This window comes from Aquibacillus sediminis (assembly GCF_005870085.1).
In the GTDB taxonomy this organism is placed as follows: Bacteria; Bacillota; Bacilli; order Bacillales; family Amphibacillaceae; genus Aquibacillus_E; species Aquibacillus_E sediminis.
In genome coordinates, this window is record NZ_SZNM01000009.1 from 53,992 (window position 1) to 80,192 (window position 26,201).

Annotated in this window: 26 protein-coding genes and 2 riboswitches; of the genes, 7 read left to right on the forward strand and 19 right to left on the reverse strand. The window is 38.3% G+C overall.

Annotation, left to right across the window (positions count from 1 at the left end; all coding sequences use genetic code 11):
- Positions 1 to 33: 33 nt before the first annotated feature.
- The 7 genes from FCI53_RS10695 to FCI53_RS10725 form a co-directional block, all read right to left on the reverse strand.
- Positions 34 to 1,320: a TRAP transporter large permease gene (locus tag FCI53_RS10695; protein WP_138418660.1), complete on the reverse strand. Its 1,287-nt coding sequence runs from the start codon at positions 1,318 to 1,320 to the stop codon at positions 34 to 36.
- Positions 1,320 to 1,805, reverse strand: coding sequence for a TRAP transporter small permease (locus FCI53_RS10700; RefSeq protein WP_138418662.1), 486 nt, complete (start codon positions 1,803 to 1,805; stop codon positions 1,320 to 1,322). The genes FCI53_RS10695 and FCI53_RS10700 overlap by 1 nt, the downstream gene beginning before the upstream one ends.
- A gap of 210 nt (positions 1,806 to 2,015) precedes the next feature.
- Positions 2,016 to 3,044 (reverse strand): TRAP transporter substrate-binding protein, encoded by a 1,029-nt coding sequence (locus tag FCI53_RS10705; protein ID WP_138418664.1) that lies wholly within the window; start codon positions 3,042 to 3,044, stop codon positions 2,016 to 2,018.
- A gap of 36 nt (positions 3,045 to 3,080) precedes the next feature.
- Complete coding sequence (locus FCI53_RS10710) at positions 3,081 to 3,710, reverse strand: bifunctional 4-hydroxy-2-oxoglutarate aldolase/2-dehydro-3-deoxy-phosphogluconate aldolase (RefSeq protein WP_138418667.1); 630 nt, start codon at positions 3,708 to 3,710, stop codon at positions 3,081 to 3,083.
- A 13-nt stretch (positions 3,711 to 3,723) separates the two neighbouring features.
- On the reverse strand, positions 3,724 to 4,278 hold the full coding sequence (gene hxlB / locus FCI53_RS10715) for a 6-phospho-3-hexuloisomerase (protein WP_138418669.1): 555 nt from the start codon (positions 4,276 to 4,278) through the stop codon (positions 3,724 to 3,726).
- A gap of 199 nt (positions 4,279 to 4,477) precedes the next feature.
- On the reverse strand, positions 4,478 to 5,482 hold the full coding sequence (locus FCI53_RS10720) for a LacI family DNA-binding transcriptional regulator (RefSeq protein WP_138418671.1): 1,005 nt from the start codon (positions 5,480 to 5,482) through the stop codon (positions 4,478 to 4,480).
- A gap of 221 nt (positions 5,483 to 5,703) precedes the next feature.
- Positions 5,704 to 6,447: a sugar phosphate isomerase/epimerase family protein gene (locus FCI53_RS10725; RefSeq protein ID WP_138418674.1), complete on the reverse strand. Its 744-nt coding sequence runs from the start codon at positions 6,445 to 6,447 to the stop codon at positions 5,704 to 5,706.
- 287 nt (positions 6,448 to 6,734) lie between these two features.
- On the opposite strand from FCI53_RS10725, the gene FCI53_RS10730 reads away from it, so the two are divergent.
- Positions 6,735 to 7,559 carry a Cof-type HAD-IIB family hydrolase gene (locus tag FCI53_RS10730; protein ID WP_138418677.1) on the forward strand — a complete coding sequence of 275 codons (825 nt, stop codon included), beginning with the start codon at positions 6,735 to 6,737 and terminating at the stop codon, positions 7,557 to 7,559.
- Between the two features lie 98 nt (positions 7,560 to 7,657).
- Positions 7,658 to 8,113, forward strand: a complete 456-nt coding sequence (locus FCI53_RS10735) for a hypothetical protein (protein ID WP_138418679.1) — start codon at positions 7,658 to 7,660, stop codon at positions 8,111 to 8,113.
- Between the two features lie 259 nt (positions 8,114 to 8,372).
- Here the strand turns inward: FCI53_RS10735 and FCI53_RS21440 are convergent, their stop codons facing one another.
- The 4 genes from FCI53_RS21440 to FCI53_RS10750 all read right to left on the reverse strand — a co-directional run bounded on the left by FCI53_RS21440 (position 8,373) and on the right by FCI53_RS10750 (position 12,441).
- Positions 8,373 to 8,534, reverse strand: a complete 162-nt coding sequence (locus FCI53_RS21440; RefSeq protein ID WP_171038141.1) for a hypothetical protein — start codon at positions 8,532 to 8,534, stop codon at positions 8,373 to 8,375.
- A 126-nt stretch (positions 8,535 to 8,660) separates the two neighbouring features.
- Positions 8,661 to 9,164, reverse strand: coding sequence for a DUF1097 domain-containing protein (locus FCI53_RS10740; protein WP_138418681.1), 504 nt, complete (start codon positions 9,162 to 9,164; stop codon positions 8,661 to 8,663).
- Between the two features lie 632 nt (positions 9,165 to 9,796).
- Positions 9,797 to 11,443, reverse strand: coding sequence for a methyl-accepting chemotaxis protein (locus tag FCI53_RS10745; protein ID WP_138418683.1), 1,647 nt, complete (start codon positions 11,441 to 11,443; stop codon positions 9,797 to 9,799).
- 17 nt (positions 11,444 to 11,460) lie between these two features.
- Positions 11,461 to 12,441: a BMP family lipoprotein gene (locus FCI53_RS10750; protein WP_138418685.1), complete on the reverse strand. Its 981-nt coding sequence runs from the start codon at positions 12,439 to 12,441 to the stop codon at positions 11,461 to 11,463.
- Between the two features lie 400 nt (positions 12,442 to 12,841).
- A riboswitch (TPP riboswitch) is annotated at positions 12,842 to 12,935 on the forward strand.
- Between the two features lie 130 nt (positions 12,936 to 13,065).
- Here FCI53_RS10750 and tenA point away from each other — a divergent pair.
- The 4 genes from tenA to FCI53_RS10770 are packed head-to-tail and all read left to right on the forward strand — an operon-like array spanning position 13,066 to position 16,638.
- Entirely contained in the window at positions 13,066 to 13,728 is a 663-nt protein-coding gene (gene tenA / locus FCI53_RS10755) for a thiaminase II (protein ID WP_138418687.1), read from the forward strand.
- A 25-nt stretch (positions 13,729 to 13,753) separates the two neighbouring features.
- The gene (locus FCI53_RS10760; protein WP_138418689.1) at positions 13,754 to 14,332 is read left to right on the forward strand and encodes an ECF transporter S component; all 579 of its coding nucleotides are present in this window, start codon (positions 13,754 to 13,756) and stop codon (positions 14,330 to 14,332) included.
- Positions 14,333 to 14,350: 18 nt separating this feature from the next.
- Positions 14,351 to 15,820: an ABC transporter ATP-binding protein gene (locus FCI53_RS10765; RefSeq protein ID WP_138418691.1), complete on the forward strand. Its 1,470-nt coding sequence runs from the start codon at positions 14,351 to 14,353 to the stop codon at positions 15,818 to 15,820.
- A 14-nt stretch (positions 15,821 to 15,834) separates the two neighbouring features.
- Positions 15,835 to 16,638, forward strand: a complete 804-nt coding sequence (locus FCI53_RS10770; protein ID WP_138418693.1) for an energy-coupling factor transporter transmembrane component T family protein — start codon at positions 15,835 to 15,837, stop codon at positions 16,636 to 16,638.
- Positions 16,639 to 16,827: 189 nt separating this feature from the next.
- On the opposite strand, the gene FCI53_RS10775 is transcribed toward FCI53_RS10770, so the two are convergent.
- The 5 genes from FCI53_RS10775 to FCI53_RS10790 all read right to left on the reverse strand — a co-directional run bounded on the left by FCI53_RS10775 (position 16,828) and on the right by FCI53_RS10790 (position 21,308).
- Positions 16,828 to 17,814 (reverse strand): hypothetical protein, encoded by a 987-nt coding sequence (locus tag FCI53_RS10775; RefSeq protein ID WP_138418695.1) that lies wholly within the window; start codon positions 17,812 to 17,814, stop codon positions 16,828 to 16,830.
- A gap of 24 nt (positions 17,815 to 17,838) precedes the next feature.
- Positions 17,839 to 17,921: riboswitch (cyclic di-GMP riboswitch) on the reverse strand.
- Positions 17,922 to 18,212: 291 nt separating this feature from the next.
- Positions 18,213 to 18,374, reverse strand: a complete 162-nt coding sequence (locus tag FCI53_RS21445) for a hypothetical protein (RefSeq protein ID WP_171038142.1) — start codon at positions 18,372 to 18,374, stop codon at positions 18,213 to 18,215.
- Between the two features lie 475 nt (positions 18,375 to 18,849).
- Positions 18,850 to 19,074 (reverse strand): hypothetical protein, encoded by a 225-nt coding sequence (locus FCI53_RS10780; protein WP_138418697.1) that lies wholly within the window; start codon positions 19,072 to 19,074, stop codon positions 18,850 to 18,852.
- Positions 19,075 to 19,419: 345 nt separating this feature from the next.
- On the reverse strand, positions 19,420 to 20,175 hold the full coding sequence (locus FCI53_RS10785; protein ID WP_138418699.1) for a YibE/F family protein: 756 nt from the start codon (positions 20,173 to 20,175) through the stop codon (positions 19,420 to 19,422).
- The gene (locus FCI53_RS10790; protein WP_138418701.1) at positions 20,172 to 21,308 is read right to left on the reverse strand and encodes a YibE/F family protein; all 1,137 of its coding nucleotides are present in this window, start codon (positions 21,306 to 21,308) and stop codon (positions 20,172 to 20,174) included. The genes FCI53_RS10785 and FCI53_RS10790 overlap by 4 nt, the downstream gene beginning before the upstream one ends.
- A 511-nt stretch (positions 21,309 to 21,819) precedes the next feature.
- On the opposite strand from FCI53_RS10790, the gene FCI53_RS10795 reads away from it, so the two are divergent.
- Positions 21,820 to 22,269: a hypothetical protein gene (locus FCI53_RS10795; protein WP_138418703.1), complete on the forward strand. Its 450-nt coding sequence runs from the start codon at positions 21,820 to 21,822 to the stop codon at positions 22,267 to 22,269.
- Between the two features lie 246 nt (positions 22,270 to 22,515).
- Here FCI53_RS10795 and FCI53_RS10800 read toward each other — a convergent pair whose 3' ends face one another.
- Genes FCI53_RS10800 through FCI53_RS10810 form a run of 3 tightly spaced genes read right to left on the reverse strand, consistent with a single transcriptional unit; the run spans position 22,516 to position 26,180 of the window.
- Positions 22,516 to 24,567, reverse strand: coding sequence for a CocE/NonD family hydrolase (locus FCI53_RS10800; protein ID WP_138418786.1), 2,052 nt, complete (start codon positions 24,565 to 24,567; stop codon positions 22,516 to 22,518).
- 39 nt (positions 24,568 to 24,606) lie between these two features.
- Positions 24,607 to 25,248 carry an ABC transporter permease gene (locus FCI53_RS10805; RefSeq protein ID WP_138418705.1) on the reverse strand — a complete coding sequence of 214 codons (642 nt, stop codon included), beginning with the start codon at positions 25,246 to 25,248 and terminating at the stop codon, positions 24,607 to 24,609.
- Between the two features lie 20 nt (positions 25,249 to 25,268).
- Positions 25,269 to 26,180: an ABC transporter substrate-binding protein gene (locus tag FCI53_RS10810; RefSeq protein ID WP_138418707.1), complete on the reverse strand. Its 912-nt coding sequence runs from the start codon at positions 26,178 to 26,180 to the stop codon at positions 25,269 to 25,271.
- Positions 26,181 to 26,201 lie beyond the last annotated feature (21 nt).

Consider the following 26,201-nt stretch of genomic DNA (forward strand, 5'->3'; position numbering starts at 1 on the left):
AAGTAACTCCTTTTCTTCATTATCGAGCGCGATTTAGAACATTGCTGGATTAATTAGCTTTGGAACATAAAAGGCAATGTCCGGAAAGAACGCGATAAATAGTAGTACCATAATCACAATGGTTATATATGGGATAACTGCTTTAAATGACCGATCAATGGAAAGTTCACCAATTTTTGCAGCAAGTAGTAGACATAAACCATATGGTGGTGTAACTAACCCTATTGCTAACGTAATAATAACGATTAAACCAAGATGGACTGGATCAATGCCGAACTGAAGTGCTGTTGGCAAAATAACAGGCACAAACAGAATCATAGCTGGAATCGCATCCATAAATGTTCCAACAAATAAGAAGAATGCAATGATGATAAATAGGAAGATTACTTTTGAACCAATGTTATTAGCAAAGAACTCTTGTGCTAATGTACCAAGTTGGTAATAACTCATTAATTCACCTAACGCATTTGCAGTAGCTAATGCAAATAGGGATAAGGAGCTTAACGCTAAAGTGTCTAACAATATTTTAGGTAGCTGTTTTAGTGTAAGCGTTTTATAAAAAAACATACTAATGATCAATGTGTACAAGGAAGCTACCGCTGCGGCTTCAGTAGCTGTAAAGAAACCTGAAACAACACCACCAATGATAATCACGACCGTTAGTAAAGCTGGTAACGATTCGAAAAACAGCTTTAAAACTTTAGTGAATTCTGTTTTTGCCGTTCTTGGATAGTTTCGCTTCACTGCTAATATATAAATGAAAATCATCATGGTTAAACCAATTAGCACACCTGGCACAATACCACCAAGGAAAAGAGCACCGACAGATACGTTAGCGATACCAGCGAAAATAATCATCGGAATACTTGGTGGAATAACCACTCCAACTGTTGAAGAGGCTGCCGTTACGCCAACCGCCATTTCTTTGTCATAACCGTTACGAACCATGCTCGGAATTAGGATTTTACCCACACCTGCCGTGTCAGCCTGTGAAGCACCAGATACACCAGCAAACATCATCGATACTAAAATATTTGAATGGGCTAGACCACCACGAATTGGTCCAACAATAGCTAAGGCTAAATCAATTAATTTACTTGAAATTTTCCCAGAGTTCATTAAGTTAGCAGCTAAGATGAATAATGGAACTGCTAGTAATACGAATGAATTCAGTCCGTTTAACATTTTCATCGGAACAGACATTTCAGGAATGTACTCTATACTGGTAATTCCTATCATCGCAACAATACCAATTACAAAAGCAATTGGAACCCCAATAAATAATAATAAAAGAAACACACCAATTAGAAGAAATCCCATTATTCACTTACCTCCTTCACTTTTAACAGTTTCACATGATTAATCACATGACCTAACAGATAGATAATCATCGTAATAGCCATAATTGGAATTGAAATCCAGACATAGCCCATTTTCATGTCTTGTAAAGCAACCCAATTGTAATTCCAGAAACGTTGCACAACTTGAATACCATAATTGAGTACCATGACATTAAATAGGATAAGCATAAGATCTATCACTAAATTTAAAATCGTTCTTGGTTTATCTTTCAATTTTCTTTGCAGTAAATCAAAGGTAAAGTGTTCCTTCCTATTAACCATCACCGCCGCTCCCATAAACACTGCCCATATAAAGGAATAGTTGGCTACCTCTTCTGTCCAAATGACTGAAATTCCTATTTGTCGTGTTACGATTTGGACCACAATGACAGTAAAGAATACTGTTAAAAAGATCGCTCCTACTGTTATTTGGATTTTTTCTAGCGTTTGAATAAACCGATTCATGTTGAACCTCCTAACATAAATTACTAAGCAAAGCGCCTTCTACTTTTCAATTCCATCAAGGTGATCCTTTGATTTAGACCTACATTTTTACTTCCCTAATCAACAGAAGCCCCAGTGTTTACAGAAGCGCTCTAGCTTACCCGTATTTTAAATTAGAAAGGACACATTACGTGTCCTTTCTTTAGTTGTAGATATTCTTTTTACCACCTGTTATTGTATATCTCTAATTTGTTGAAGTAGATCTTCAACGCCCATTTCGTTAGCAGCTTCATCTTGAAGTGGTTGGGCTAAATCAATAAACGGTTGTCTGTCGATTTGGTTAATTTCAGCACCGTCATCTAAAGCTTTTTGCTTATATTCTTCTTCTTGTGCATATAGTGCTTCTCTTTCAGCTTCAACTGACTCTTCTGCAGCGTTTAAAACAATTTCTTTTTGTTCATCTGTATAAGAATCAAAAGTATTACCGTTAACTAATAGTAAACGTGTTGTATAGTCATGTCCTGTTTCTGTAATATATTTACCATTTTCTGTTGTATGGTGGTTTTGTTGAACAAAGTATGGATATGCATTTTCTGCTGAATCAACTACACCTTGTTGTAACCCTTGATATAGCTCACCCCATGCTACAGAAGTTGGTACTGCCCCTGTTTGTTCCCAATAGTCTGCTACAACACCTGAAGTTTGTGTTCTGATTGTTAAACCATTTAAGTCATCCATTGATTCAAGTGGTTTCTTACCATAATAATGTCTTACACCTGCTGACCAGTAACCTACAATTTTAAAGTCATTATTTGACTTTTCGTTAATTAAATCTGCAACTTGCTGACCAACTTCACCATCCACTACACTTTCCCAATGATCGTAGCTAGAAAATAAATATGGTAGTGCAAATAAATCCACTTCTTTAATACCTGTTTGTGTCATAAATCCTGGGGATACTAATACTACATCCGCAGCACCTGTTTGTAGTTTTTCAACAAGTTCTGATTCACTAGTTCCAATCGTTCCTGCGTGCACTTCAACTTCTATGGCACCATCAGATTCAGCTTCTGCAACTTCTTTAAATTTCAATAAGCCATCTTGATAAGGATTTTCTGTTGATGTTTGATTATGTGCAGCAACTAGTTTTATAGACTCCGACCCTGAACCATTCGATTCTGATGAAGATGAAGAATCATTTCCACAGCCCCCTAAGATTATCAATGCCAATCCAATTAAAATAAAAGTAAGCCTTTTCATTTTAATACCCCTCTTTGTTTAGATTTTAGAACTATTTTATTCCCCTAATTGTTTAACAAAACCTTCTGCTTTTTTGGTCAAATCTTGATAGTCTTCCCATGTTTGAAGCTTAGATACATTAACCAAATCACTTCCAATTCCTACTGCTTTGCAACCATGTTTTATAAATTCATTCATGTTTTCCAGCGTCACTCCTCCTGTTGCCATAACAGGAACGTGTGGTAATGGGCCGTGAATATTTTTGATATATTTCGGACCAAAAGTATTAGCTGGGAATACTTTCACCATATCTGCACCAGATTCATAGGCAGTTAGTATTTCTGTTGGTGTTAATGCACCAGATATGTTTAACACTCCATAGCGGTTCGTAAGCTTAATTGTTTCAGGATTTAAAGTAGGTGAGACAATAAATTCTGCCCCAGCCATAATGACAGCACGTGCCGTCTCTGGGTCTAATACGGTTCCAGCTCCTATTGCAATTTTCCCTTCAAACTCATTAACCGCTTTCTCAATTAACGTTGTGACTTTTGGGGTTTCAGCCGTTATTTCCACAGCCTTAATACCGCCTTCATATACCGCTTTCAAAATATCAATAATGTTATTTTCATCCGCTTTTCTTATAATTGCTACTATCTTATGTTCACTAATTTTTTGAACAAGTGACATGATATAATCCATCCTATTCTAAATTTGCATGTTTTTTATTTAAACTTCCATCGTTTCCCCTGTCATCTAATTGTAGTAAGTATATGATCACAGCATCTAAAACTAGATGTGCGGACTGATCAAACTGATTTCCTAAAGGTTGAATTGTTGTTGGTTCATGCGGTAGTCGTTTTTTCGTTGCTGCTGGAATGACGACGTTACAATCACTCATTTGCCCGATGGCAGAGTCTTTGTTTGTTGTAACTAAAGCTACCTTCGCGCCAATACTCTTGGCTTGAGTTCCATAATACTTTAGCATCTCGGTATTGCCTGACCCAGAAATAACAAGTAATAAATCCTCTGCTTCAATACTTGGCGTGATTGTTTCTCCTACCACATAAACAGGGTAACCACTATGCATTAAACGCATCGCAACCATTTTCCCTACTAAACCAGACCGTCCAGTGCCAGCGATAAATATCCTCTTCGCTTGTTTCAATTCATTAGCTAACAGTTCGGTTTCTGTTGTATTAACATTCCGTAAAACTTCACTTACTTCATCAGATATTGTTTTAGTAACTTGTTTCATTATGACACCACCTCCTCAATGCTGCTTTAACCAAAGTCTCAGTTGGATTTGACCAACAATGATTTTGCACTTTACTTTGGTAAACCCATTTACTAAATCGATTTAGTGAACCGGTTTAGTGATAGTATAAAATATTTGTAAGCGTTTTACAAGTGTTTTTTTTAATTTTGTAGGTTTAGAATTTTCTATTTTTCCAATTTTATTTTAACCTTTTTGATGAATCACGAATTATTAATTCACATGGGAACCTCATCTCAAGGGCTTCAATTTTTTGATTATTAATTTGTTTCAGCAACAATTCAGCAGCCCTTTCTCCCATTAGATAAGATGACTGTTTAATAGTTGTCACTGGCGGATCCACCAAGTGTGCAAATGGAATATTATCAAATACAATCAGCGCAAATGCTTCACCTATTTTAAGGTTTTTTTCCTTAGCAAATTTCAATACCTCAATTAATAAAAGGTCGTTTCCTGCTAATATTGCTGTTGGTGGTGATTCTATAGCAAATAATTTTTCTAACTCCTGTTGAATTTGTTTAATTTCTGCACTAACCAAGAAATCTGGTTTTATTTCTATTCCATTTTCCTCTAATGCTTGTTTATAACCATCGCGTCGCTCAAGCCTAGTTGAAATCGTTAAAGGCTCCGTGACAATTGCAATTCGTTCATGTCCCTGGTCAATAAAGTGTTGAATCGCAGACCAGGTCGCTTCATTATTTTCTGATGCAACCAATGGGGCCTTTAAACCTGATAACTTTCGATCCATAAACACCACTGGATAATTTTCCCTGATTAACTGTTGATAGATATCAAGATTTGGTGCAGTTGGAAATATAATTAGACCATCGACTTGCTTAGCACGAAGCATTTCAATATACTTTTTTTCTTTCTCTGGATTATTATCTGCATTACATACAATGGTGTGGACATCATGTTGAATAAAATAATCCTCAACTGCACGGCTTACTTCAGTTGAAAAGCGGTGCATAATATTACCCACGATGATCCCTACAGTAGAAGTCCGTTTTTGTTTTAAACTTCTAGCAAGATAATTTGGTTGATAATTAAGCTCTTTTATTGCCTCTTCAATTCTTGTTCTCGTATCTTCCCGCATATAATGGTAACGTTTATTTAGAAACTGAGAAACTGTGCTTTTTGACACTCCTGCTTTTTCGGCAACATCTGCCATCGTTATTTTCCCCATAAAATCTACCTCTTTATTTAGTTAATAACCCTTAGTTTATGTCTTTTTGCTGATAGCCTTTACAAAGGTAAGCAGTTGCTTTTTCTTCATATGCTTGGGACACCCAATATCAAGCTATTGATGCGTATGCAAATAGTTAAAATTATAAGGAGTTAGACTGTAAACTGAACAAAACGAAATGCTATCCCTTACGCCATGTCTTCAATAATAACCTTTTTCTTTCAATCTTGATCAACCAACTCAATATACGTCTGTAATTCATCCAACTCAATCGGGAATTCAAGCGCTTTCATAACGTCCGATGAAACACGGCGACTAATCTGTCTCCACTCCGCTTCCTGTAATTTTGGAAGTGACACTGTTACAAGTTGATCCTCTATTTTAACTACGTGTTTAAAATGAAGATAGCGAACATATTCTGCTAGATTTGTTAAGGCATATTCTACATCTTGGTTTGTATAATACCAGTTTCCCGTATCAAATGTCATATGAACAGAAATCGCATATTGGTTGACGCAATCGAAAAAATTTGTAAGATTATCCACATTACCGCCATACATCGTCTGGTCATTCTCAACCAAAAGTTGTATATTAGAATAACAATCTAAAAGTTCACCCAGTTCTAGTATATCAGAGTTTTGCCGATGAAAATGTCCAAGAGAAACTTTTACCCAACTTGCACCTAGTATAACTGCTTCTTCAAAAATTTGTTTAAGCACTGTCTTGTTTAACGTTCCATTTTTACTCCACAATTCCATTGGGACAGAAAAAACAGTATGTAATTTGTACTTGTCAATTTCCTCTTTTGTCTCTTTAAGCGGTAACTCGCCTTTCGGAAACAACTCTCGGCGAATTTCGATCCCATATGCCCCTGACCTAGCAATACTTTTCACAAAGCTTGCTTGTCCATCTGTTCTAACTTGATCAACAGGAAAAGCATTTAATGGAATGATAACTTTATCCATAGCAACCCCTCCTCCCTAAACCGATTTACTAAATCGATTTATTTTAAATTATACACCATTTGAAAGCGCTTATCAACTTTGCTGAGAAAGTTTTGATAAGCATAGGGACGATCCTTGCACTTCCCCTCTTGATAGTGTTAGGTGCCACCACCGTCGGAAGCAGCAGAACCGTCCCCTGTTTCCCTTGTGAACTGTCCAGATGTCCAGTATATTCATTTATCCTCCCTTGCTTCTTCTCCCCAATCTAGTAAAATAGAAAGAAATGTTTAAAGAGAGGAACTACAAATATGGCATATAAAATGATCGTGCTAGATTTAGATGATACATTATTACTTGAGGATGGATCGATTTCAAAACGGACAAAGCAAGCCTTGATACAAGCACAGGAAAATGATGTGAAAGTGGTGCTTGCTTCTGGTAGACCTACGTTTGGGATGAGGGCAATTGCGGATGAGCTTTCTTTAGATACATATGGGAGCTACATTTTATCCTTTAACGGAGGAAAAATCATTAATTGGCGCACAAATGAGGAATTGTTCAGCAGTACGTTATCCGTTGATGATGTACAAAAATTGTATGAATTAAGCCGCCGTGAGGAAGTTTTTATTCATACATATGTCGGGGATGAAATTATCACAGAAGAAGCTAACCGATACACTACGATCGAATCCGAGCTTACTGGTTTGCCAGTTAACGTTGTAGACGATTATGTGGAGGCTGTCACTACGCCAGTTGTGAAAACATTAATGGTTGGTGATCCAGGAAAACTGAAACCCGTAGAAGAAACATTACAAGCTGAATTATCGGAGTACTATAGCATCATGCGCTCCAAGCCATATTTCCTCGAATTCACGGAAAAAGGTGTTACAAAAGGGACAAGCCTTAACCAGTTAATCCAAACTTGTGGAATCAAGCGCGAGGAAGTGATTGCAATTGGCGACAGCTATAATGACCAAGAAATGATAGAATTCGCTGGACTTGGCGTAGCCATGGGCAATGCACCAGACGACATTAAAGAAGTAGCCGACCTTGTGACAGATACTAACACCCATGACGGCGTGGCTAAAATTGTAGAAGAATATGTATTGGGTGAGGTAGTAGTGAAGAACTGATAAAAAAGACAGGCAGTTCTATTTAATAGAAACTCTCCCACTTCCCAAAAGGAATCATACGACAGGTACCTCCATTTAAGATATAAAGGAGGGCTAAAATGGGAAAGAAAAAGAATGAACCAAAACCACCCAGGCACAAGAGATTAAATCGAGATGGTCGACTACAAGCTGCTCCCCATTGGATTCCAAAATATGAGGGGAAAAACTTGGCCAAAGGCTACAGTAAACACTTTGCTATAGATTTATTAGGTGCTGTTAAAGAGTTAGAAATGCTAGGGTATTCTTTTAGCGATAGCTATAAACAACAATTAAAAAACATACAGCTTGCTGAGAAAAAGAAAGAACGAGAACGAGCTATGAAAGAAGAAGCATTTAATGATGAGTGTGATGAGACATATGCATATATTGCTGGCTATACGGATGGAGGGGTTCCATTTGGGATCACATGGGAAGAATGGGAACAGGATCCATTATCTCCAGATACGAGTGAACCAAGCCAAGACAATATAAGGAATGCGGAATTTACGCACAAAGATGATGAGCTACCTTTTTAGCACAATCTAAATTAATGTGGGATAGAGTTCAAGAGAGTTGCAATAGTGCAACTCTCTATTTTTAACTGGGACAAGTACGCTGCTCGATTGGTAATGTTGATGCTGTGAAAAAAAAAGGTGGAATTCCGTAAAAATCTCAATAATCCCGTGAAAAAAACGATTATTTCCGTACACCTTACTTACCCAACTGGGACAACAAACCTGTCCCCATGTCCCACACAAAAGAGCTGCCACAGAATGTGACAACTCTCGCCTTTTACTATTTCTTCCTAAATGCTCTTCGTTCTGCGTATGGAACACATTTATAACATACACTTATCGTTTCACCGGCATCATTCATATAATCCTGGGATCGCTCCAATTTATTATGGCAGATCGCACATGTTTTTGGCTGCATCAACCTTTTAAACCATTTAAACATAGGAAAATTCCCCTTTATGTTAACTCTTATCCTATTTTAACATAGATAAAACCAAGTCAATCAACACCCAGGACTGTATTTGGGTCGACCTGTACACAGCCTATCTTGTTATTTCACTTCCCCAACCTAAGCCAACTTCTTCTCTTCTTCAGCATGCGTTTTCTCTATTTCACCATCCTGTTTCGGTGCGATCTTCTGGTACAGGCTGGAGAATTTACCACCAAGTTCTGCACTAAAAAATCCAAGTAACACACCACACAAAAGGGAAATTAATACTAATGGCCAATCTCCACCGACGGCAAACGTTGAAAAACATCCCACAAAAATTCCCGGCGTATAATTCATTGGCCGTACATTTCCAAGTAAAACCATGACACTAGTGATAATCCCGCTAAAAATCGCTGCACCCGCAGGAATATCTATCGTTGCGGATAGACCGAGAATTGCCATACCACAGGCAACCCCCGTCGTATTCGTAATCATCGCTGTCCTAAGCGCTTTCGTACCACCCGTTCCAACAGCAAAAAATGTGGTACACCCGGCAAATCCAGCCCAGGTTAACATTCCAAAAAGTGGGGCGATATAAGCCCATATTCCACTTAACAAGCCGGTAGCTAGAGCACTGGCCATTGTTACCAACTCCTATAACTTTATAATCTATTGTGAATGAACGAACATATCATGACATCTACAACCATCTAATTGTAAAGGCTTCCTTAGTTTCTGTAAATAACAATATACTGCTTTTCTCATGTAATTTTTAGCAATACATTCATCAGTAGTGGGCTTAGCTCAAAGCAGTTGATCCTTGAAAGAAATTAATGAACAGAACTCTGCTTTGAGTGATCACAAAATAGAGATCAGTGATCAGAACCTTACTTTGAGTGAACACAAAATAGAGATCAGTGAACAGAAACACACTTTGAATGATCACAAAACTGTGTTCAGTGAACAGAACCTTACTTTGAGTGAACACAAAATAGAGATCAGTGAACAGAAACACACTTTGAATGATCACAAAACTGTGTTCAGTGAACAGAACCTTACTTTGAGTAAACACAAAATAGAGATCAGTGAACAGAAACACACTTTGAGTAAACACAAAACAATATTCAGTGAACAGAACTCCACTTTAAGTGAGCACAAAACAGCGATCAGTGATCAGAACACCGCTTTGAGTGATCACAAAACAGTGAACAGAACCCAAAATCTCAGCTTAGTCAGAAGATCATCACCCATCTAAGCCGAGATTCCAAATCCCATCACAGCTTGAATCGACTAATTTTATCCTGTAGTTCTTGAACCATGTCCGCTAAGGTTGTGGTTGCTGCTGACACTTCTTGGATCGAAGCTGTTTGCTCTTCTGTTGTAGCAGCCACTTCCTGTGAGTGACTTGCGGTCGTTTCGGTAATCTCTGAGACTGTTTCGATCGACGTAACGAGTTCATCTTTACTTGTCAAAATTTGGCTCAGTGACGTTGTTACTTCATTCAACCGTTCCTCGACGCTTGAGACGGCTTTTGTAATACTTTCGAACGAATCATTTGCTTCAGAAACTAACTTAGAACCATCTTGAACCGCTTGATTGCCAGCATCCATCGACTCGACAACATTTTTTGTCGTCTTTTGGATGACTAAAATTAACTCACTAATTTGATTGGCTGACTGGCTTGATTGTTCCGCTAATTTTCTTACCTCGTCTGCTACTACCGCAAATCCCTTTCCATGCTCCCCTGCACGAGCCGCTTCAATCGCAGCATTTAGGGCAAGTAAATTGGTCTGTTCAGCAATGTCGGTGATCATTTGCACAATTTGTCCAATTTCTTTCGAGTGTTGATCTAGTCCAGCAATGACATTTCCTGTATCTTCTGCATTGCGATTGATGATACCCATTTGCTCTGTCACGCGGCCGACAGTTTCCACCCCTTGTGACGATTGTTGGGAAGCCTCGATGGTGGATGCTGTGACACGTTCAATCTCAGTCGAGATCGAATCGATGTTTTCGGAAATTTGTTCCACCTTCCCTTTCGATTGGTCGACGTTGGACAATTGATTGTCGGTACCTGCTGATACTTCTTGAATCGCACTAGCAATTTGCATGGTCGCAGTCGATGTTTCATCTGCATTTGCACTCAATTGTTCAGCAGAAGCGGCTACATTTTGTGTTGTATCTAATACATTGGAAATAAGGTCTTTCAAATCATCATTCATTCGTACAAAACTATTATGTAGCTGGCCGATCTCATCTTTTCGATCCGTCTCCTGTAACGCATTTCGGAGGTCACCATTCGCGATCGCATTGGCATGATTTGCTAGCACATCAATTGGTTTTACCATTCGGTTTGTCATGATGAACGTAAATACACTTGTTCCAATAAGTAAAATCACACCGGCTATAACAGCAAATCCAATAATGAAATCAATTTTCTTTTGCAAGGCTACTTGTGCCTGTTGATAATCTTCTTCGATCATCAATTGTAATAAATGAATATCGTTCTGTATGCCTCGTGTTCGAATTGATTGTCGGTTCGCCTCCGCTGCATCTTTATTGTCTAAAGCTTCCGTTGTCTCATTTTGTAAATCCGTTAACTTTTCCTCAATTTTAGTCATTTGTTTCTGTTTATCATCATCCATTAAACTAGTTAACTGATCGAGCTCTTCCCGTGTATTTTCTAAATTCGTTTGTACGGATGCCGCACTTGAATCGGTTTTATTGAGCGAAAAACTGCTCAGTCCTTGTTCAACTGATAGAACAGAACTCGCTAATTTCTCCACATTCACCAGTTGTTGGACGTTTTCCTCGTTCGATGATTGAACTTGGGTCATCTGATAAGTGATCAAACCGATCAGAACACAAGCAAGTACTAATGGTAATAGTGCATTTAACATTAACTTTTGTTTAAACTTCATTACACCCACCCTTTCTCTTATTCTTTCACCGTAATCTCGCCTGAGGTGATTTCATCCATCAGGTTTTCCAGTTGATTATTTTCCTCAGATGTAAGAGAAAGCACACGAATGGGTGCAAGGCCTACACCATCTTCATTTAAACCTAACACTAAGTCTTCCCCACTTAACTCACCGTTTTCATGTAATTCCGTTGCGACATTCATCATGGCTACATCAATGTTTTTCATCATCGATGTCACGACCGTCTCCTCTCCTAAAAAATACTGATCAGAGTCGACACCAAATGAGTAAATGCCTTGTTCCTCTGCTTTTTGAATGACGCCCACTCCAGTAAAACCAGCTGATGGATAAATATAATCAGCACCTTCTTGAATCATTTGATCAGCTATGTCTGCACCAAGTTTATCGTCACCAAAATCACCCGCAAATTGTGTGACCACTTCTGCTTCAGGATTTGTCGCTTTAACCCCTTGTTCGTAACCATTTAAAAATTTGCGAATCAACGCGGAATCGACGCCACCAACAAAGCCAACAACATCGGATTCTGTCTTCATGCCAGCAATTGCCCCAATCAGAAAGCTACCTTCCTGTTCCTTAAATGTAACACTTGTCACATTGGGTAGATCGATCACAGTATCAACAATAACAAATTGCTGATCAGGATAATCCTCGGCAACCTTTTTTAATTCTTCTTCCATCATGTAGCCAACTCCAATGATCAAATCATTGTCTTGTTCGGCCAAATCTATTAATCCGCTTTCATAATCGCCAACCGTTTCTAATTCACGATAATCAAACAGAATACCTAATTCATCTCTTGCTTGTTCAAGCCCTAGAAAAGCTGAATCACTGAATGACTGGTCACCCAGTCCGACGTCCGACAACATGACACCTATTTTTACCTTTTCATCGACAGCTGAGGTCGTCCCTGCTTCCGCACAACCCGTCATGACGATGACTTGTAAACAAAATAATAGAATAACAATCCATTTTTTCATCTATAAACCTCCAAATTGTATTTTATTTCGACAAATTTTACACAAACTGAATATATATTATAACAAATAGTTCCAGGAAATGGGGAGGTTTTTTTTATTGGATACTGGCGATGACAGCATCACCCGTTTAAAGTGGGACAACGCACTCGATTGTCCCAGTTGATGAATCCGTAAAAAACGATTATTTCCGCAAAACATATTTCTAGGAGGTCCCCGCCAAAATATGTTTGACAATTAAAAATATTATGATACTATGAGTGTCAACATACAATTTAATTAGTAAGTTTTTCCACTAGGGGAACCTTCATTAGTGGGATTAGCAATAGAAATTCAAGGCTGTTGACGAAAATGTGTGTTAAAAACATACATGTTAACACAGTGTACAATCTTTGCTTTCCCACTTATTGACTAAAGGTTGAGATTAAAGTCAGACTTTAAGACCCTTAGAACCTGATCTGGGTAATACCAGCGTAGGGAAGTGGAGTTGTGAAGATGCGTGCATTTTTATGCCTAATTTTCAATACAACCACTTTCCCTACGATGGTATGGAAAGTGGTTTTTGTTTTGTCCAAATTTGGAGTAGAGGAACACAGATTCACAAACAAATTAATTGGAGGTTAGGAAATGAAATTTTCAGAGATGGTAAGAAAAGAAGTAAATGACATTTGGGAGGCAAGCTTTCATCACCCTTTTATTAAAGAGCTTGGTGACGGGACATTGCCTTTAGAGTGTTTTCGTTACTATGTCATGCAAGATGCGTATTATTTATCACATTTTGCAAAGGTGCAATCTTTAGGTGCGGCAAAAGCGGATACTTTTTATACGACCAGTCGAATGGCTGCTCATGCACAAGGAACATATGAAGCAGAATTAGCTTTGCATAAAAAATTCGTCAACCTTTTAGAAATTACAGAAGATGAACAAAAATCATTTTATCCCTCTCCGACCGCATATGCATACACATCTCATTTGTATCGCGCAGCATATCAAGGCCATTTAGGAGATGTTATTGCAGTCATATTGCCATGCTATTGGCTTTACTATGAAATCGGGGAAAAACTTCAATCATGTACTCCTGAAGAACCAATTTATCAAGAATGGATTGCAGCATATGGTGGGGAATGGTTTAAAACATTAGTAGAAGAACAAATTGCTAGACTTGACCAAATAGCCGAAACAGTGACAGAAGCAGATCGCGAACGAATGAAAGAGCACTTCATCATAAGTAGTCAATACGAATATTCGTTTTGGAAAATGGCTTATCAATTGGAAAAATGGCCTATATAAAATAATAAGGGGGGATTTTTGGAAAATGAAAAAGGGGTTAAAGTTAACAGATATTTTAGTGACTATAATTATCGCGCTTCTATTTGGTATTATTTACAAGTTATGGGGGCCGTTATATGGGGTTGTTTCGACATTTGGTCTTCAAATAGAACAACTGATTTATGGAATGTGGTTTATAGCTGCTATTGTTGCTTACTTAATCATAAGGAAACCTGGTGTCGCCTTATTAGCAGAAGTGGCAGCAGCTCAAGGTGAATTTATTTTTGGTGGGGAATGGGGAGTAGTTACACTCGTGTTTGGCTTAGGTCAAGGTCTTGCAGCTGAACTTATTTTTGCAGCTTTTCGTTATAAGAGATCTGACATGTTCATTGCCTGTTTAGCTGGTGTTGCTTCGGCATTTGCGTCTATTGGTATTGATTACTACTATGGTTATGTCGCTGATCTGGCTATTTGGAATTTGTTGATTATGTTTGGAGCTAGAGTTATTGGTGCTATCCTTATTTCTGGTATTTTCGCTTATCTAATAGTTCAAGCTTTGGAAAAAACAGGGGTGACAAATCTTGTCCGTCCAGCGTCAAGTGAAGATTATAAGGCATTAAACTAACAAATTGGGAGTGTTTTGATGACAACCATAGCTAGTATCACAAACATGCGATTAAAGTTTCCAGGGGTTGAATCCTTGTTATTCAAGGATTTCTCCCTTTCCTTGAATAAAGGAGAAAAAGTATTAATATTGGGGCCATCAGGTTCAGGGAAATCTACACTACTACAAGTGTTAACGGGATTAGTACCTGATGCTGTGGAAATACCAATGAAAGCAGAGGAAAAGATAATTCCTGAATCTTGGGGGTTTTTATTTCAAGATCCTGATACGCAATTTTGTATGCCTTACGTAGACGAAGAAATCGCTTTTGTCCTTGAAAACCTTCAAACGCCAAGAGAACAAATGGAAAGTTCTATTCATTATTACTTACATCAAGTTGGATTAACTTTTGACAATATTCATACGAAAATACAAACCTTATCGGGAGGTATGAAGCAGCGATTAGCTATTGCATCGGTTCTTGCACTCGAACCGGAAGTGTTATTTTTAGATGAACCAACTGCCATGCTTGACCCAAAAGGAACACAAAGTGTTTGGGACACATTAAAAGATATTGGTAAAGATAAAACGGTAGTCATAGTCGAACATAAAATTGAACAAATTGTAGACTTTGTCGATCGAATTATTCTTCTGAATGAAAACGGAGAGATCATTGCTGACGGATCGAAACGGAAAATTTTCGACCAGTATAAACATGTACTTATAGAACAAGGGATTTGGTATCCGGGTGTCTGGGATGAGTACATTCAAGTTAATCGTAAAGAATTTCCGATATCAAATAAAGTGAATGAAAAACCAAATCTACACTTGGCTGAATTTGCAGGCTATCGAGAGAAATCCAAAAAAATAGATGTAAAAGAAGCAGATGCTTATCCTGGTGAATGGATAACTGTGCTCGGTCCAAATGGAGCGGGAAAAAGTACGCTGTTACTGGGACTTATGAATTTGATAAAAACAAAAGGATCCTACTATATACTAGATCAAAATCATAGGAAGATAAAAAACTTCTCCGATTATGTGAGTTTTGTATTTCAAAACCCTGAGTTCCAATTCATTACAAATACAGTGTTTGATGAAGTAGCATACTCCATTCAACTTGAAGATTGGAGTGAAGAACAGGTTTTAACTCGAGTTAATCAGCTTTTGAATTTATATCAATTAGAAGCGCATAAACAAAAACACCCTTATCAATTATCCATGGGTCAAAAACGAAGACTAAGTTTTGCTGCCGCTATTATCAAAGAACAACCAATATTACTCTTAGATGAACCTACATTTGGTCAAGATGCGAAAAATACTTTCGCAATACTTGAGCAGCTTGAACGGTTGAGATTGCAAGGAACAACAGTCATTATGGTTACGCATGACTTACAGATCGTTAACCACTTCGCTACAAAAGTTTGGTACATTTCTAACGGAAAGCTCGTTGAGGAATGTTCAGCATCTAACTATACCAAAAATAATCAAAAACAACCAGCCATGAGTTGATATGGGGGGGCAATATGCAAATGGATTTTTCTTATAAGGTAACATGGCTACATAAAATAAATCCAAGTTTAAAGTTTATAATTATCATTATCTTATTTATTCACTTATTAATGATTCATAATATAAATTTTATTATCAATTATATGCTAGGAATGACTATTCTTTATTTGTTTTTTACAGGTCATCCATGGAAACGCCTGTTGATTATTTCTATACCATTTATTTTAATTTTTCTTACATCATCTACATCCATGATCTTCTTTGGAAAAGGGGAAATCACTTGGATTAAATGGGGATTAGTGCATATTACGGAAGAAAGCTTTTTCCGGGGATTACATTTGGGGTTTCGTGGGATTATTTTTGCAACTTTAGGAATTATTTTTGCTCTGACAACTAGACCTGTATATTTGTTTTACTCCTTAATGCAACAATTAAAGTTAAAACCGAAATATGCCTATAGCTTTATGGCTGCAGTAAGGTTGATCCCAATAATGATAGAGGAAACACAAACCTTACATTATGCATTAAAAGTTCGTGGTGTTCAAAATCATAAAGGTTTTGTAGGTTTTTACAAAAAATTAAAATCCTATTCCATCCCCATGCTCTCCCAAAGCATTAGGAAGGCTTATAGGATTGCTATTGCAATGGAGGCGAAACGTTTTTCTGATACGGTAAACAGGACCTATTACTATCAATTAGGCTTTTCTAAGTTTGATATGATCTTTATGTTCTATTTTGTAATAATGATACTAGTTTCTTATTATGCGGCTATAAATCATCCGTACTTTTCGATCTTAGATGTGCGTGATAATGGTTAGTTTCTTCTAGATATTATGTCAAGACACAGCGAATTGAGTAAGAAACCTTTCAATCAAAAGGTGATCGATCAAGGTAATTGCCACAAAAAAGGAGTTGCCCCCTTATCCTGTGACAACTCCTTTTCATAGTGTTTTTCTTTTAATGAAGTGTTTATCCAATTTCTGAAGGGAGCATCAGCATGGACTTCCTTACACTGATTCCTCATCTTCAGTTTCGTTTTCTACAGGCTCTTCATCAGAGTCTTCATTACCCTCGTCTGCTTCTTCATCGGCTTCATCTGTTTCTTCTTCCCCAGATGAACTTTCCCCATCAGCGTCAGATTCTTGCTCCTCTTCAGCTGGTTGATTGCTCGCTTCATACAATTCGATGATTCTATTGATTTCGGACTCAATCGTTTGATCTAAATCTGAAGCTTTACTAGATAAAGAATCTAGTTGATCAGAATCACCAGCAAATCTAGCTAGTTGATCTATTTGCTTTTGAATTGCTTTAAGATAGTTAGCTTGTCCGTTTAATTTTCCAAGGTAACCATCTACTTTGCTCTCAAGTTCTTCATCCACTTCTTGTGCATCTTCTTCACTTGTTTGTGCAGATTCACTTTCTTCTTCATTTTCCTCGGTTTCTGTTGTTTCAGCACCGTCAGAAGATTGTGCATCTTGCTCCTCTTGGACAGCTTCTTCTTCCGTTGTTTCGGAGTCTACAGTTTCCTCTGTTGCTTCACTTTCTTCTGTTGTTGATTCTTCAACATCCGTGGATTCCTCATTTGCATCTTCGTCTACTGTAGCTTCTTCTGAATCAGCTGCTTCTTCTTCGGTAGTAGATTCTTCATCTACTATCTCTTCTTCTTCTGAGCCAAACTCATTGTAAACAGCTTCCGTTACACTAGCAACTTTCGTATCTACTTTATTTAAATGGTTATTGATCGTTTCTACTCTTTGGCCAAAAGCGTTGTTTATCCCATTTCTATTCTGTTTCTCTTTCTTTTGTGGTTTTTCGACCTTCTGTTTATTCGATTTTTCTACCTTTTCCTTACTAGGCTTTGAAACTTCAGCCTTTTCTCCTCCTGCATGTGCAGGTGGCCCCGCGTGTGCTGGCTTAGCCGCAACTGTAAGGGAACTTAAAACAGTTGACATAACCAACATCACAGCAAATAAAATTGAAATCTTCTTTTTCATTACCAATTCCTCCTATCATTTAGTAACGGCAGCAGGCTAGCATAGATTACTCCTTAGCCCCTATTGCTTTGTGACGTCAAATTTCTTTGACTGTACCCACCTAGTATCGTAACAGATGAAATGATAGATAAATACAAATATTGGAAAAAATGGGTTTACATTACCATATTAGAAAAAATTAATTACTGAAAAAGAACTAGAAATATGTCGATAGAACAGGGTCATGATCTGCTATAACAGCATAAAAGGAGGAAGCTAGCAGGGACATGGGGACAGGTCCGCTGTCCCACCCAAGCGATAGCTGCCACGATATTAAGTGGGACAAGTGCCCCACCCCACTCTTGTCCCGCTTAAATAACAAGAGAGTCGCCACAGAATGTGACAACTCTCCTCTTACACTATTTTTTCCTAAACGCTCTTCGTTCTGCGTAAGGAACACATTTATAACAAACACTTATCGTTTCTTCAACATCATTAATATAGTCCTGTGATCGCTCCAGTTTATTGTGGCAGAACGCACATGTTTGTTGCTGCACCAACTTTTTCAACCATTTAAACATAAGAAAATTCCCCCTTATGTTAAATTGTTATCCTATTTTAACATAGGTAGAATTTAGACAACCAACAACCAGGGATCCAATTCATGAGGTCATTCAGGGACTCCCATATAAAAGGGTGCCCTTTGTATATATTAAGAAACCCGCCGATACGCACAATCGATTGGCAAATGAACTTCTATAACAATAAAAGAAGGCAAAAGGTTTAGGATCAAAAAGCAACTACACAATATCAACCTAGGTCTGCTGCCTGACCCCAGGCTCTTAGTATCAACTTGACAGGGGGGACGCTTACTGCCCCTGATATCGGTGGGACAAATGCCCTGTCCCCTTGTCCCACTTCATCAACAGGACTCCCTTTATGCAACGGACAAGGGTATTTTGTCTTTTTGAGGTCCCATGAAATTTACACTTTTACATAAATTGAACAATACACTTAATTAAGAAGTTTCACGCTAGTGCGTGTAACGCTTCTTTCTTAGTGCTCCATATATTTTAAATCAATCAAATCGTTGTAGTTTGTGTATTTTTCTTTGATAAGTGCTGTTGGTTTATGGTTTTGAGCTTCAATCGCTTCTTCGGTATGAACTTCAATGGCATTATGTTCTTCATGCGAGATAAAGTTCCAACTGTAAATATATGTATATTGTCTTCTTTTGTCGTACTGAAAAATTAAAAATACTACATATAATTGCCCAAACATACTTGTTCCCTGTGTATATTATGAGTCTTTTTTCGTGTGGTCAAATCTTGCTAAATAGATCATATGATGACACCATAGCTTAAATTGGTGACACTAAAATTGTCAGCAGCAACTGAAATTCAAAAAGATGACTATCTTATAAAAAATAGCCCCGTTATTAGCACGCTTACCCTTCGCCAATCAACGACTTCCGAGCAATGTAATATTCATTTAATAGAATTTCATAAGTATCCTTTCGTTTAACTGAGCACATGCTTCATTTAAATCAAATGCCTTCTATTTTGACTCAGTGTAATCATTATTTCGATAAAAAAATGGGACAAGTGCCCTGTCCCCATGTCCCACCTATTCCGACCTCACCAATACATAGGATGTGATGGCGGCGGTGATTGGTATAATTAATGCGACGCCGATGCCTCCGCACAGTATCGTAATGATTTCGGCGCTAAATACTTTGGCATTGATAATTTCACCAAGAGAATAGTTCATGTCTTTGAATCTTACTAACAATGCGATATAACCACCAAAGAAGGCGAAAAATAATGTGTTGGCACTTGTTCCTAATAAGTCTTTTCCAATACTCATGCCAGCTAGAAAAAGATCCTTTTTCGAGATCGTTGGATGATGTCGGTGGATCTCATACATCGGTGAGCTAATTGAAATCGCCTCATCGGTCACCGCTCCGATTGTACTCATAATAACGACAGAAGCAGCTACTTTTACAAAATCAATGCCTATATAAAAGGAAAAAATCGTGAGACCTTCCACTTCTTCCTCTCCAAATCCTTGAATCAGAGAACGTTCGGTCACAATATAAATGAATAAAAGTAGCAAAAGAGTCGTCAACATCGTGGACACAAATGCTGTTTTCGTTTTTTTATTTACATCATTAATATAGAACAAATTAATACAACTGATGATGGTACAAGCGATCAAGGTTAAAATAATCGGATCAGCACTCGGATCAGTCATCACTAATACTGTAGTTAGTAGCACAACAAAGTTAATAAATAACGCAACAAACGAGCGAACCCCTTTTTTACCACCAATCACAGCCATCAATGCAAACAAAATGATGGATAATAACACTAATGCATTCATATGTTCGACCTCTTTCGATTAATAAAGAAAATAGTTGTATAGATACCGATCGGGATGGTTAGCACAATGCCAATTCCACCTGCTAATGCGCGAGTTAATTCCAACGAAAGATTCATCGAAAGCGTATATTCTAGCGTAGCAGCATTTTTAAAATAAAGAATAAGCGATGGAATCGTTCCGCTCACATATGCAAAAAATAGTATATTTGTCATCGTTCCCATGATGTCTTTTCCTATTTCGTATCCTGATGCTTTGAGATCTTTTACAGAAATTTGATGATTCTTTTCATACAAACCAAACAAGGAAGAAGCGATTGTCACACCTACATCCATCACAGCCCCTAATGCTCCAACCAGCACCCCTGCCATGAATACTGCTTCAGGAGGTCGAGTTAGAAAGGCCATTTCTTCATACCGTATTCCTTGCTCATTGGTTAACCACAATGCAAAAATCGTAATGAACAATAAACCAAATGTTCCTAACAACGTTGCGACGATTGCAGCATAGGTCTTTTCAGTAAATCCACTAACAAACAGCAAGGACAGTACCGTCATCAAAATAACCGTGATACTCATGATCAACAACAGACTAATATCCGAAGTGTGAATATACACATCTAACGCATATGAAATCAACAATGCGTTCACAACCAAACCGATAATCGCATAAAAGCCTTGCCGCCTACCAACAAGGAGTAATACAAAAATAAACACCCATGTAACGATCAGTAAAATGTGATCGCGTTTCACTTCTATGATACTTCCAGTTAAATTCCCATCACTATCCCTCGAATCCACTGTGATAAACACATCTTGTCCGACACGAAGTTGTGGGTGATGCGCACTAGATTCTGAATAATCATTCGTAAAATAAACAAGTTCACCTTTTTGCTCTCCATTTTTCAATTCCGAAACAAGATGCTGTGTATAGACGACATCCTGATTTTGATTCGTATCCTCCACCTCTTCCCGATCCTCTGAAGTCACTTCAACCACTTCAACAATCGGCTGATCATAAAACGCATGATTTTGGTAAACAAAAATAAACGACGCAATTAAAGTAACAAACAACATCACGAGAAAAATTCGTTGTTTTAATGATATACCTCTTAACTTATTTACAACCCAATTCATAAAAACACTTCCCACTTTCCAACATACATATAGAATATATTCTATCACGGAAATGGGACATGGGGACAGGGCACTTGTCCCACTTTTGAGGTGGGGATTTTGGTAATTTGCTTGGATTGGGGTGCGCCGGGGTGGCGCTGGGGTGATGCTGGAATGCGCTGTGCGGACATTTAGTGCGCTATTTGGCTAAAATTGCCCTGTTTTGTGCTTTGAACGGACAATCAGTACGCTATTTGACTAAAATCAAGCGGAATTGGCCCTTTTTTGGGTAAATAGAGGAACAAATGTCCGCAACCACCTGAAAATTGCTATATTTTGCATGAATAAGGAATTAAATGTCCGCACAGCACAGCACGGCACCGAGAAATCACGGCTTCGTCACCATCGTCCCCACTAACCGTAACACCTGCACTAGTCAAACTAATATCGCAGCAAATGGTCGTTCATGCATAATCTATTAACTAACTCATACAAATAGAATAAGAATTTTGATAGAAAAGGTGGCGGGAATATGAGCAAAGTAGAGTCATTATACAATAGCCAAAAGATATTTGATGAGCTGTTCGGAACCGTTGAAGTCGCGATAGAAACCAACGATTATTACTATAATCCCGACAGAGTCTATTATTGCTTCTATGTCGAAGTGAAAAGTAGCGTGGATGTCGTTGCAGAGGAAGTGACTGCATACACAACTTCCATTAGGGGAGAAATTCCTGAAACAATCGAGCGTATCTTTAGATCGGCTATTCCGCCTCAACTTGTTACGATGTCTTCTGAAATCGAATTACTACAAGTAGACGCAAATGAGCTATTATTATCGGATAATTGGAACACGGACTACCCTGACATGTTATTTGATGCTATTGAAGATGAAATTAGGAGCTTACTTGTTGAAGACGAGCACGGCAGGATTACCCATTACCCTCTTAAAATAAGAGATATTTATCTAGCTGAATATTAAATTTTGTGATGCTCTTTAATAGAATTACTCGATAATCAATCCTTTTCCTACCGCTCTACTTCGGTTAGATGGCGGTGGCCCCCGATATCAGACCTGGGACTCCGCCAGCTTATCCTCTGGGACAAGTGCCCTGTCCCCATGTCCCACAAAAAAAGCTCAACTCCATTGTTTTACCATGGGAGTTGAGCTTTTTCTAGTTAACTGTCCTTCCAATGTGGACAGTTGTATTTTTATGGGGTCTGACCCCTACACAAAATCTCTCCGAATTTCTTTTTTCCACGTTTTAGTGAATACTTGCTTTTCATTTTCATATGCTGTCACAGTATTTACTATATAGAAATTCGTTTCGTCACTTGTCATGTCACTGTACGTTTCTAACTTTGTTTGCCAATCATCTCGTCCAACTGTTAATTCCCATTCACAAGTGACGCGTGCTGCTAATGGATCATTTTCGGCGATGGCAAACGTATTTTTGTTTATACTTCCATATTCTAATCCATTTGAAGGTAGTTTTCGCTGTCCTTCATCAGAGAAATCTTCCAATCTCCACGTACCATTTACAGGATCGTGGATCACTTCTCTTGTTCTATTTTCCGTTCTTAAAATTTCCTTATCCATTACCGGAGCCGTTTCTGGAACATCAAACTGACCACATGTCTCGTCTTCTTCTTGAGGTGTACGAACTGGTAATGTTAGACGTGTCGCTTCACCAGCATGGATGGTTAATGTCACCGGCTTTGGTGATGGCCATGCTTGTGGCCAATAAGTCGGTGATACAGCAAGTTCTAATCGGTGTCCTTTTGGAATTTGCTGACCTAGTGCATCTAGTTTTACTGCCACTTGATATTTTTTCCCTGGCACTAATGCTTCCGGATGTTCGTGCGATTGAAGGTGATTTAAGTTAAGCATTCCCCAACTAATTAAAGTAGATTCACCTGTTGGCGCCTTATCAGATAACCTTACCGCAATCAAGGCATTTTCTTGATCCGCAGATAACTCCGCATGAAAGACGGGATGCCCTAGTAGATCGGTCGTTTCCTCAAATGGGGCTGACGTAAAGACGACAGACTTTCCATTTTCGAATCGTTGATCGGCTGCGATATCACCTGGTTGACCGAATGGGCACCATACCCCTGCATAGAAACCATGTTCCTGCACACTTGGGATAGAGATCGTTTCCTCTCGCTTACAATCTGATACAAGTTTTCCTTCCGTTAACCATAAGGAGTTTTCCGATACGTTTTCAGATGGCCATGCATGATCGGCTACCCATTTTCCAGGTCTAGATTGATAACTTACTTGTGGCAATTCACTATCTTGAATCCATGAAATTAATTTAGGCTCGTCCATGATCCCGGTATCTTCACCTTTTAGCCATTGGTCCCACCATCTAAGACATTCTTGTAAAAATCCAATCGCAGGCTCCGGTGTGGCCACTTCTGGAAATTCATGTGCCCACGGTCCAATTAACCCTTTACTTTCCTTTGGTAATTTTTCTAACAGACGGAAGACTGCATCGGTATACCCATCTTGCCAACCACTGACAGCAAAGACTGGAATGTCAACATCGGAATAATCTTCACAAATTGATCCATGTTTCCAATACGCATCTCTTCGTTGGTGTTTAACCCACTCTTCGACAAATGGAGGGGTATTTTCCAACCGGTCTAACCAGTTTTCTTTCCAACTTTGCCCCACGACATTTGGATCTTGTGGTCTAGCATTATAAGCAAACATGGTTGATGCCCACCACAACATATCAGAAGCTAAAATATTCCCACCACGATAATGGACATCATCGGAATAACGATCATCTGTTGAACACAAGGTAATGATTGCTTTTAATGCACGGTGTTGACGGGCAGCTACTTGAAGACTATTAAATCCTCCCCATGACTTTCCAATCATACCGACTGAACCGGTTGACCAGGCTTGCTGTTCAATCCAATCCAATACTTCCAAGGCATCATCATGTTCCTGTTTTAAATATTCATCTAGTAAAATACCATCCGAATCACCAGAACCTCTAATATCAACTCGAATACTGGCATAGCCATGGCCAGCAAAATAAGGATGTCTTGCTGAGTCACGAATTGCTGTGAAATCATTCTTTCGATATGGGATATACTCTAATATCGCTGGCACTGGATTTTCTTCAGCATCTTTTGGTAACCAGATTGTTGCGGCTAGTTTTGCCCCGTCAGACATAGGAATCCATACATGCTCCATTTTCTTCACATCTCTTGGGTATTCTGTTTTCGTTCTACGTCGTTCGGAATCTTTAATATTAAAAACCAATGTTGTCAACCTTTCTATCCATCTACTTTTTGCTTTCGATTAAGCTACTCGCTTTTTCGTACGTTTTTCAAATAAACCTAACATCAGATCAGCAAAAATCGCTAAGATCGTTGCCGGTATTGCTCCAGCATAGATTTTCACTTCTGATTGCAAACTAATACCTGATATAATCTCTTTCCCTAAACCACCTGCGCCAATATATGGACCGATACAAGCTACTGCTACAGCAATAACACATGCTACACGTAATCCTGCCATTAAGAATGGAATAGATAGTGGAAATTGCACCTTCGCTAGTAACTGTAACGGCGTCATACCAGACCCAATTCCAGCTTCTGTGATACTATCATCGACTTCTTTAATTCCTACATAAGTGTTCCGGACAATTGGAAGTAAAGAATATAGGAACAGGCCAATCACCATCGTTTCAAAACCTAATCCAAAATAAAGCATCAAAATCGCTAACATCGCTAAACTTGGGATTAACTGCAATATATTCGTGATTGAAATAATAATCGGCGCTAACTTCTCATATCTGGCAGCAATGATTCCTAATGGCACTCCTACAACAAGTGCAAGAAGAATCCCATAAACGACCATTAATATATGTTCAACGGTTAGAGCCATTAATTCTCCGACATTTTCCACCATATACTGGCTTAGTTCAGTGATAAAATTCATGACACATCACCTTTTTAAAATTATTGTAATAACCCTTTTTCTTGTAAATATTCTTTCGCTACTTCTGCGGTACTACGCTCATTCATATCTACTTCACGAATCATCAGTGTCATCTCTTCTGTACTTACTGAGCCAACAATCGAGTCAAAAATGTCAGCAACTTCTGGATACTCATCGATTACTTCATTTCTTGCCACTAAGGATGCATCATATGGTGGGAAGAATTTTTCATCATCTTCCAATACCTTTAAATCATACTCAATAATTTGCGGGTCAACGGTATAGGCTGTTACCACATCTAATTCATTATTTGCAATTCCTTCATACATTAACGCAACATCCATACCGCGTGCATCAGCAAATTCATACCCATATGCTTCTTGGTACCCTTCATACCCATCATTTGCACGTTCAATCCATGAATTGTCGGTACCTAGTGTTAAATCACCGGCATATTCCCCTAAATCAGACATAGTCGTAATATTGTTTTCTTCGGCAAAATCGTCTTCGATTGCGATCGAGTACTGATTACTAAAGCCGGCAGAGTCATACCATTTCATATCATATTTTTCACCAAATAACGCTTGTGCTTGTTCCAATGTTTCATCAGGGTTTGTTGTATATTCTACTTGATCTTCGTCAAAATGATTGTTGTATACTTCACCTGAATAAAGTAATGCAAAATCAAAATCTTCCTTATCAATTGCCGCCATTACTTGTGGACTAGCTGGCATATCTTCTGTAATGTTCACTTCATGTGCTGTTTGATCTTCTACTAATAGTTTTACAATTTGAGCCATCACTTTAGGGTCTGTGTTCTTCTGTGCACCAAATTCAAATACTTCTCCGCCATCTGCAGAGCTATTACCTCCACACGCTGCCATAACGAGTAATAATACCGTCAATAAACTTGCCATTACTATTTTTTTCATTTTACATTCTCCTTACATGTA

Bases quoted from the DNA above. Each gene is read 5' to 3' on its own strand.
- FCI53_RS10695 (WP_138418660.1), bottom strand. From the start codon at position 1,320: ATGGGATTTCTTCTAATTGGTGTGTTTCTTTTATTATTATTTATTGGG.
- FCI53_RS10700 (WP_138418662.1), bottom strand. From the start codon at position 1,805: ATGAATCGGTTTATTCAAACGCTAGAAAAAATCCAAATAACAGTAGGA.
- FCI53_RS10705 (WP_138418664.1), bottom strand. From the start codon at position 3,044: ATGAAAAGGCTTACTTTTATTTTAATTGGATTGGCATTGATAATCTTA.
- FCI53_RS10710 (WP_138418667.1), bottom strand. From the start codon at position 3,710: ATGTCACTTGTTCAAAAAATTAGTGAACATAAGATAGTAGCAATTATA.
- hxlB (WP_138418669.1), bottom strand. From the start codon at position 4,278: ATGAAACAAGTTACTAAAACAATATCTGATGAAGTAAGTGAAGTTTTA.
- FCI53_RS10720 (WP_138418671.1), bottom strand. From the start codon at position 5,482: ATGGGGAAAATAACGATGGCAGATGTTGCCGAAAAAGCAGGAGTGTCA.
- FCI53_RS10725 (WP_138418674.1), bottom strand. From the start codon at position 6,447: ATGGATAAAGTTATCATTCCATTAAATGCTTTTCCTGTTGATCAAGTT.
- FCI53_RS10730 (WP_138418677.1), top strand. From the start codon at position 6,735: ATGGCATATAAAATGATCGTGCTAGATTTAGATGATACATTATTACTT.
- FCI53_RS10735 (WP_138418679.1), top strand. From the start codon at position 7,658: ATGGGAAAGAAAAAGAATGAACCAAAACCACCCAGGCACAAGAGATTA.
- FCI53_RS21440 (WP_171038141.1), bottom strand. From the start codon at position 8,534: ATGTTTAAATGGTTTAAAAGGTTGATGCAGCCAAAAACATGTGCGATC.
- FCI53_RS10740 (WP_138418681.1), bottom strand. From the start codon at position 9,164: ATGGCCAGTGCTCTAGCTACCGGCTTGTTAAGTGGAATATGGGCTTAT.
- FCI53_RS10745 (WP_138418683.1), bottom strand. From the start codon at position 11,443: ATGAAGTTTAAACAAAAGTTAATGTTAAATGCACTATTACCATTAGTA.
- FCI53_RS10750 (WP_138418685.1), bottom strand. From the start codon at position 12,441: ATGAAAAAATGGATTGTTATTCTATTATTTTGTTTACAAGTCATCGTC.
- tenA (WP_138418687.1), top strand. From the start codon at position 13,066: ATGAAATTTTCAGAGATGGTAAGAAAAGAAGTAAATGACATTTGGGAG.
- FCI53_RS10760 (WP_138418689.1), top strand. From the start codon at position 13,754: ATGAAAAAGGGGTTAAAGTTAACAGATATTTTAGTGACTATAATTATC.
- FCI53_RS10765 (WP_138418691.1), top strand. From the start codon at position 14,351: ATGACAACCATAGCTAGTATCACAAACATGCGATTAAAGTTTCCAGGG.
- FCI53_RS10770 (WP_138418693.1), top strand. From the start codon at position 15,835: ATGCAAATGGATTTTTCTTATAAGGTAACATGGCTACATAAAATAAAT.
- FCI53_RS10775 (WP_138418695.1), bottom strand. From the start codon at position 17,814: ATGAAAAAGAAGATTTCAATTTTATTTGCTGTGATGTTGGTTATGTCA.
- FCI53_RS21445 (WP_171038142.1), bottom strand. From the start codon at position 18,374: ATGTTTAAATGGTTGAAAAAGTTGGTGCAGCAACAAACATGTGCGTTC.
- FCI53_RS10780 (WP_138418697.1), bottom strand. From the start codon at position 19,074: ATGTTTGGGCAATTATATGTAGTATTTTTAATTTTTCAGTACGACAAA.
- FCI53_RS10785 (WP_138418699.1), bottom strand. From the start codon at position 20,175: ATGAATGCATTAGTGTTATTATCCATCATTTTGTTTGCATTGATGGCT.
- FCI53_RS10790 (WP_138418701.1), bottom strand. From the start codon at position 21,308: ATGAATTGGGTTGTAAATAAGTTAAGAGGTATATCATTAAAACAACGA.
- FCI53_RS10795 (WP_138418703.1), top strand. From the start codon at position 21,820: ATGAGCAAAGTAGAGTCATTATACAATAGCCAAAAGATATTTGATGAG.
- FCI53_RS10805 (WP_138418705.1), bottom strand. From the start codon at position 25,248: ATGAATTTTATCACTGAACTAAGCCAGTATATGGTGGAAAATGTCGGA.
- FCI53_RS10810 (WP_138418707.1), bottom strand. From the start codon at position 26,180: ATGAAAAAAATAGTAATGGCAAGTTTATTGACGGTATTATTACTCGTT.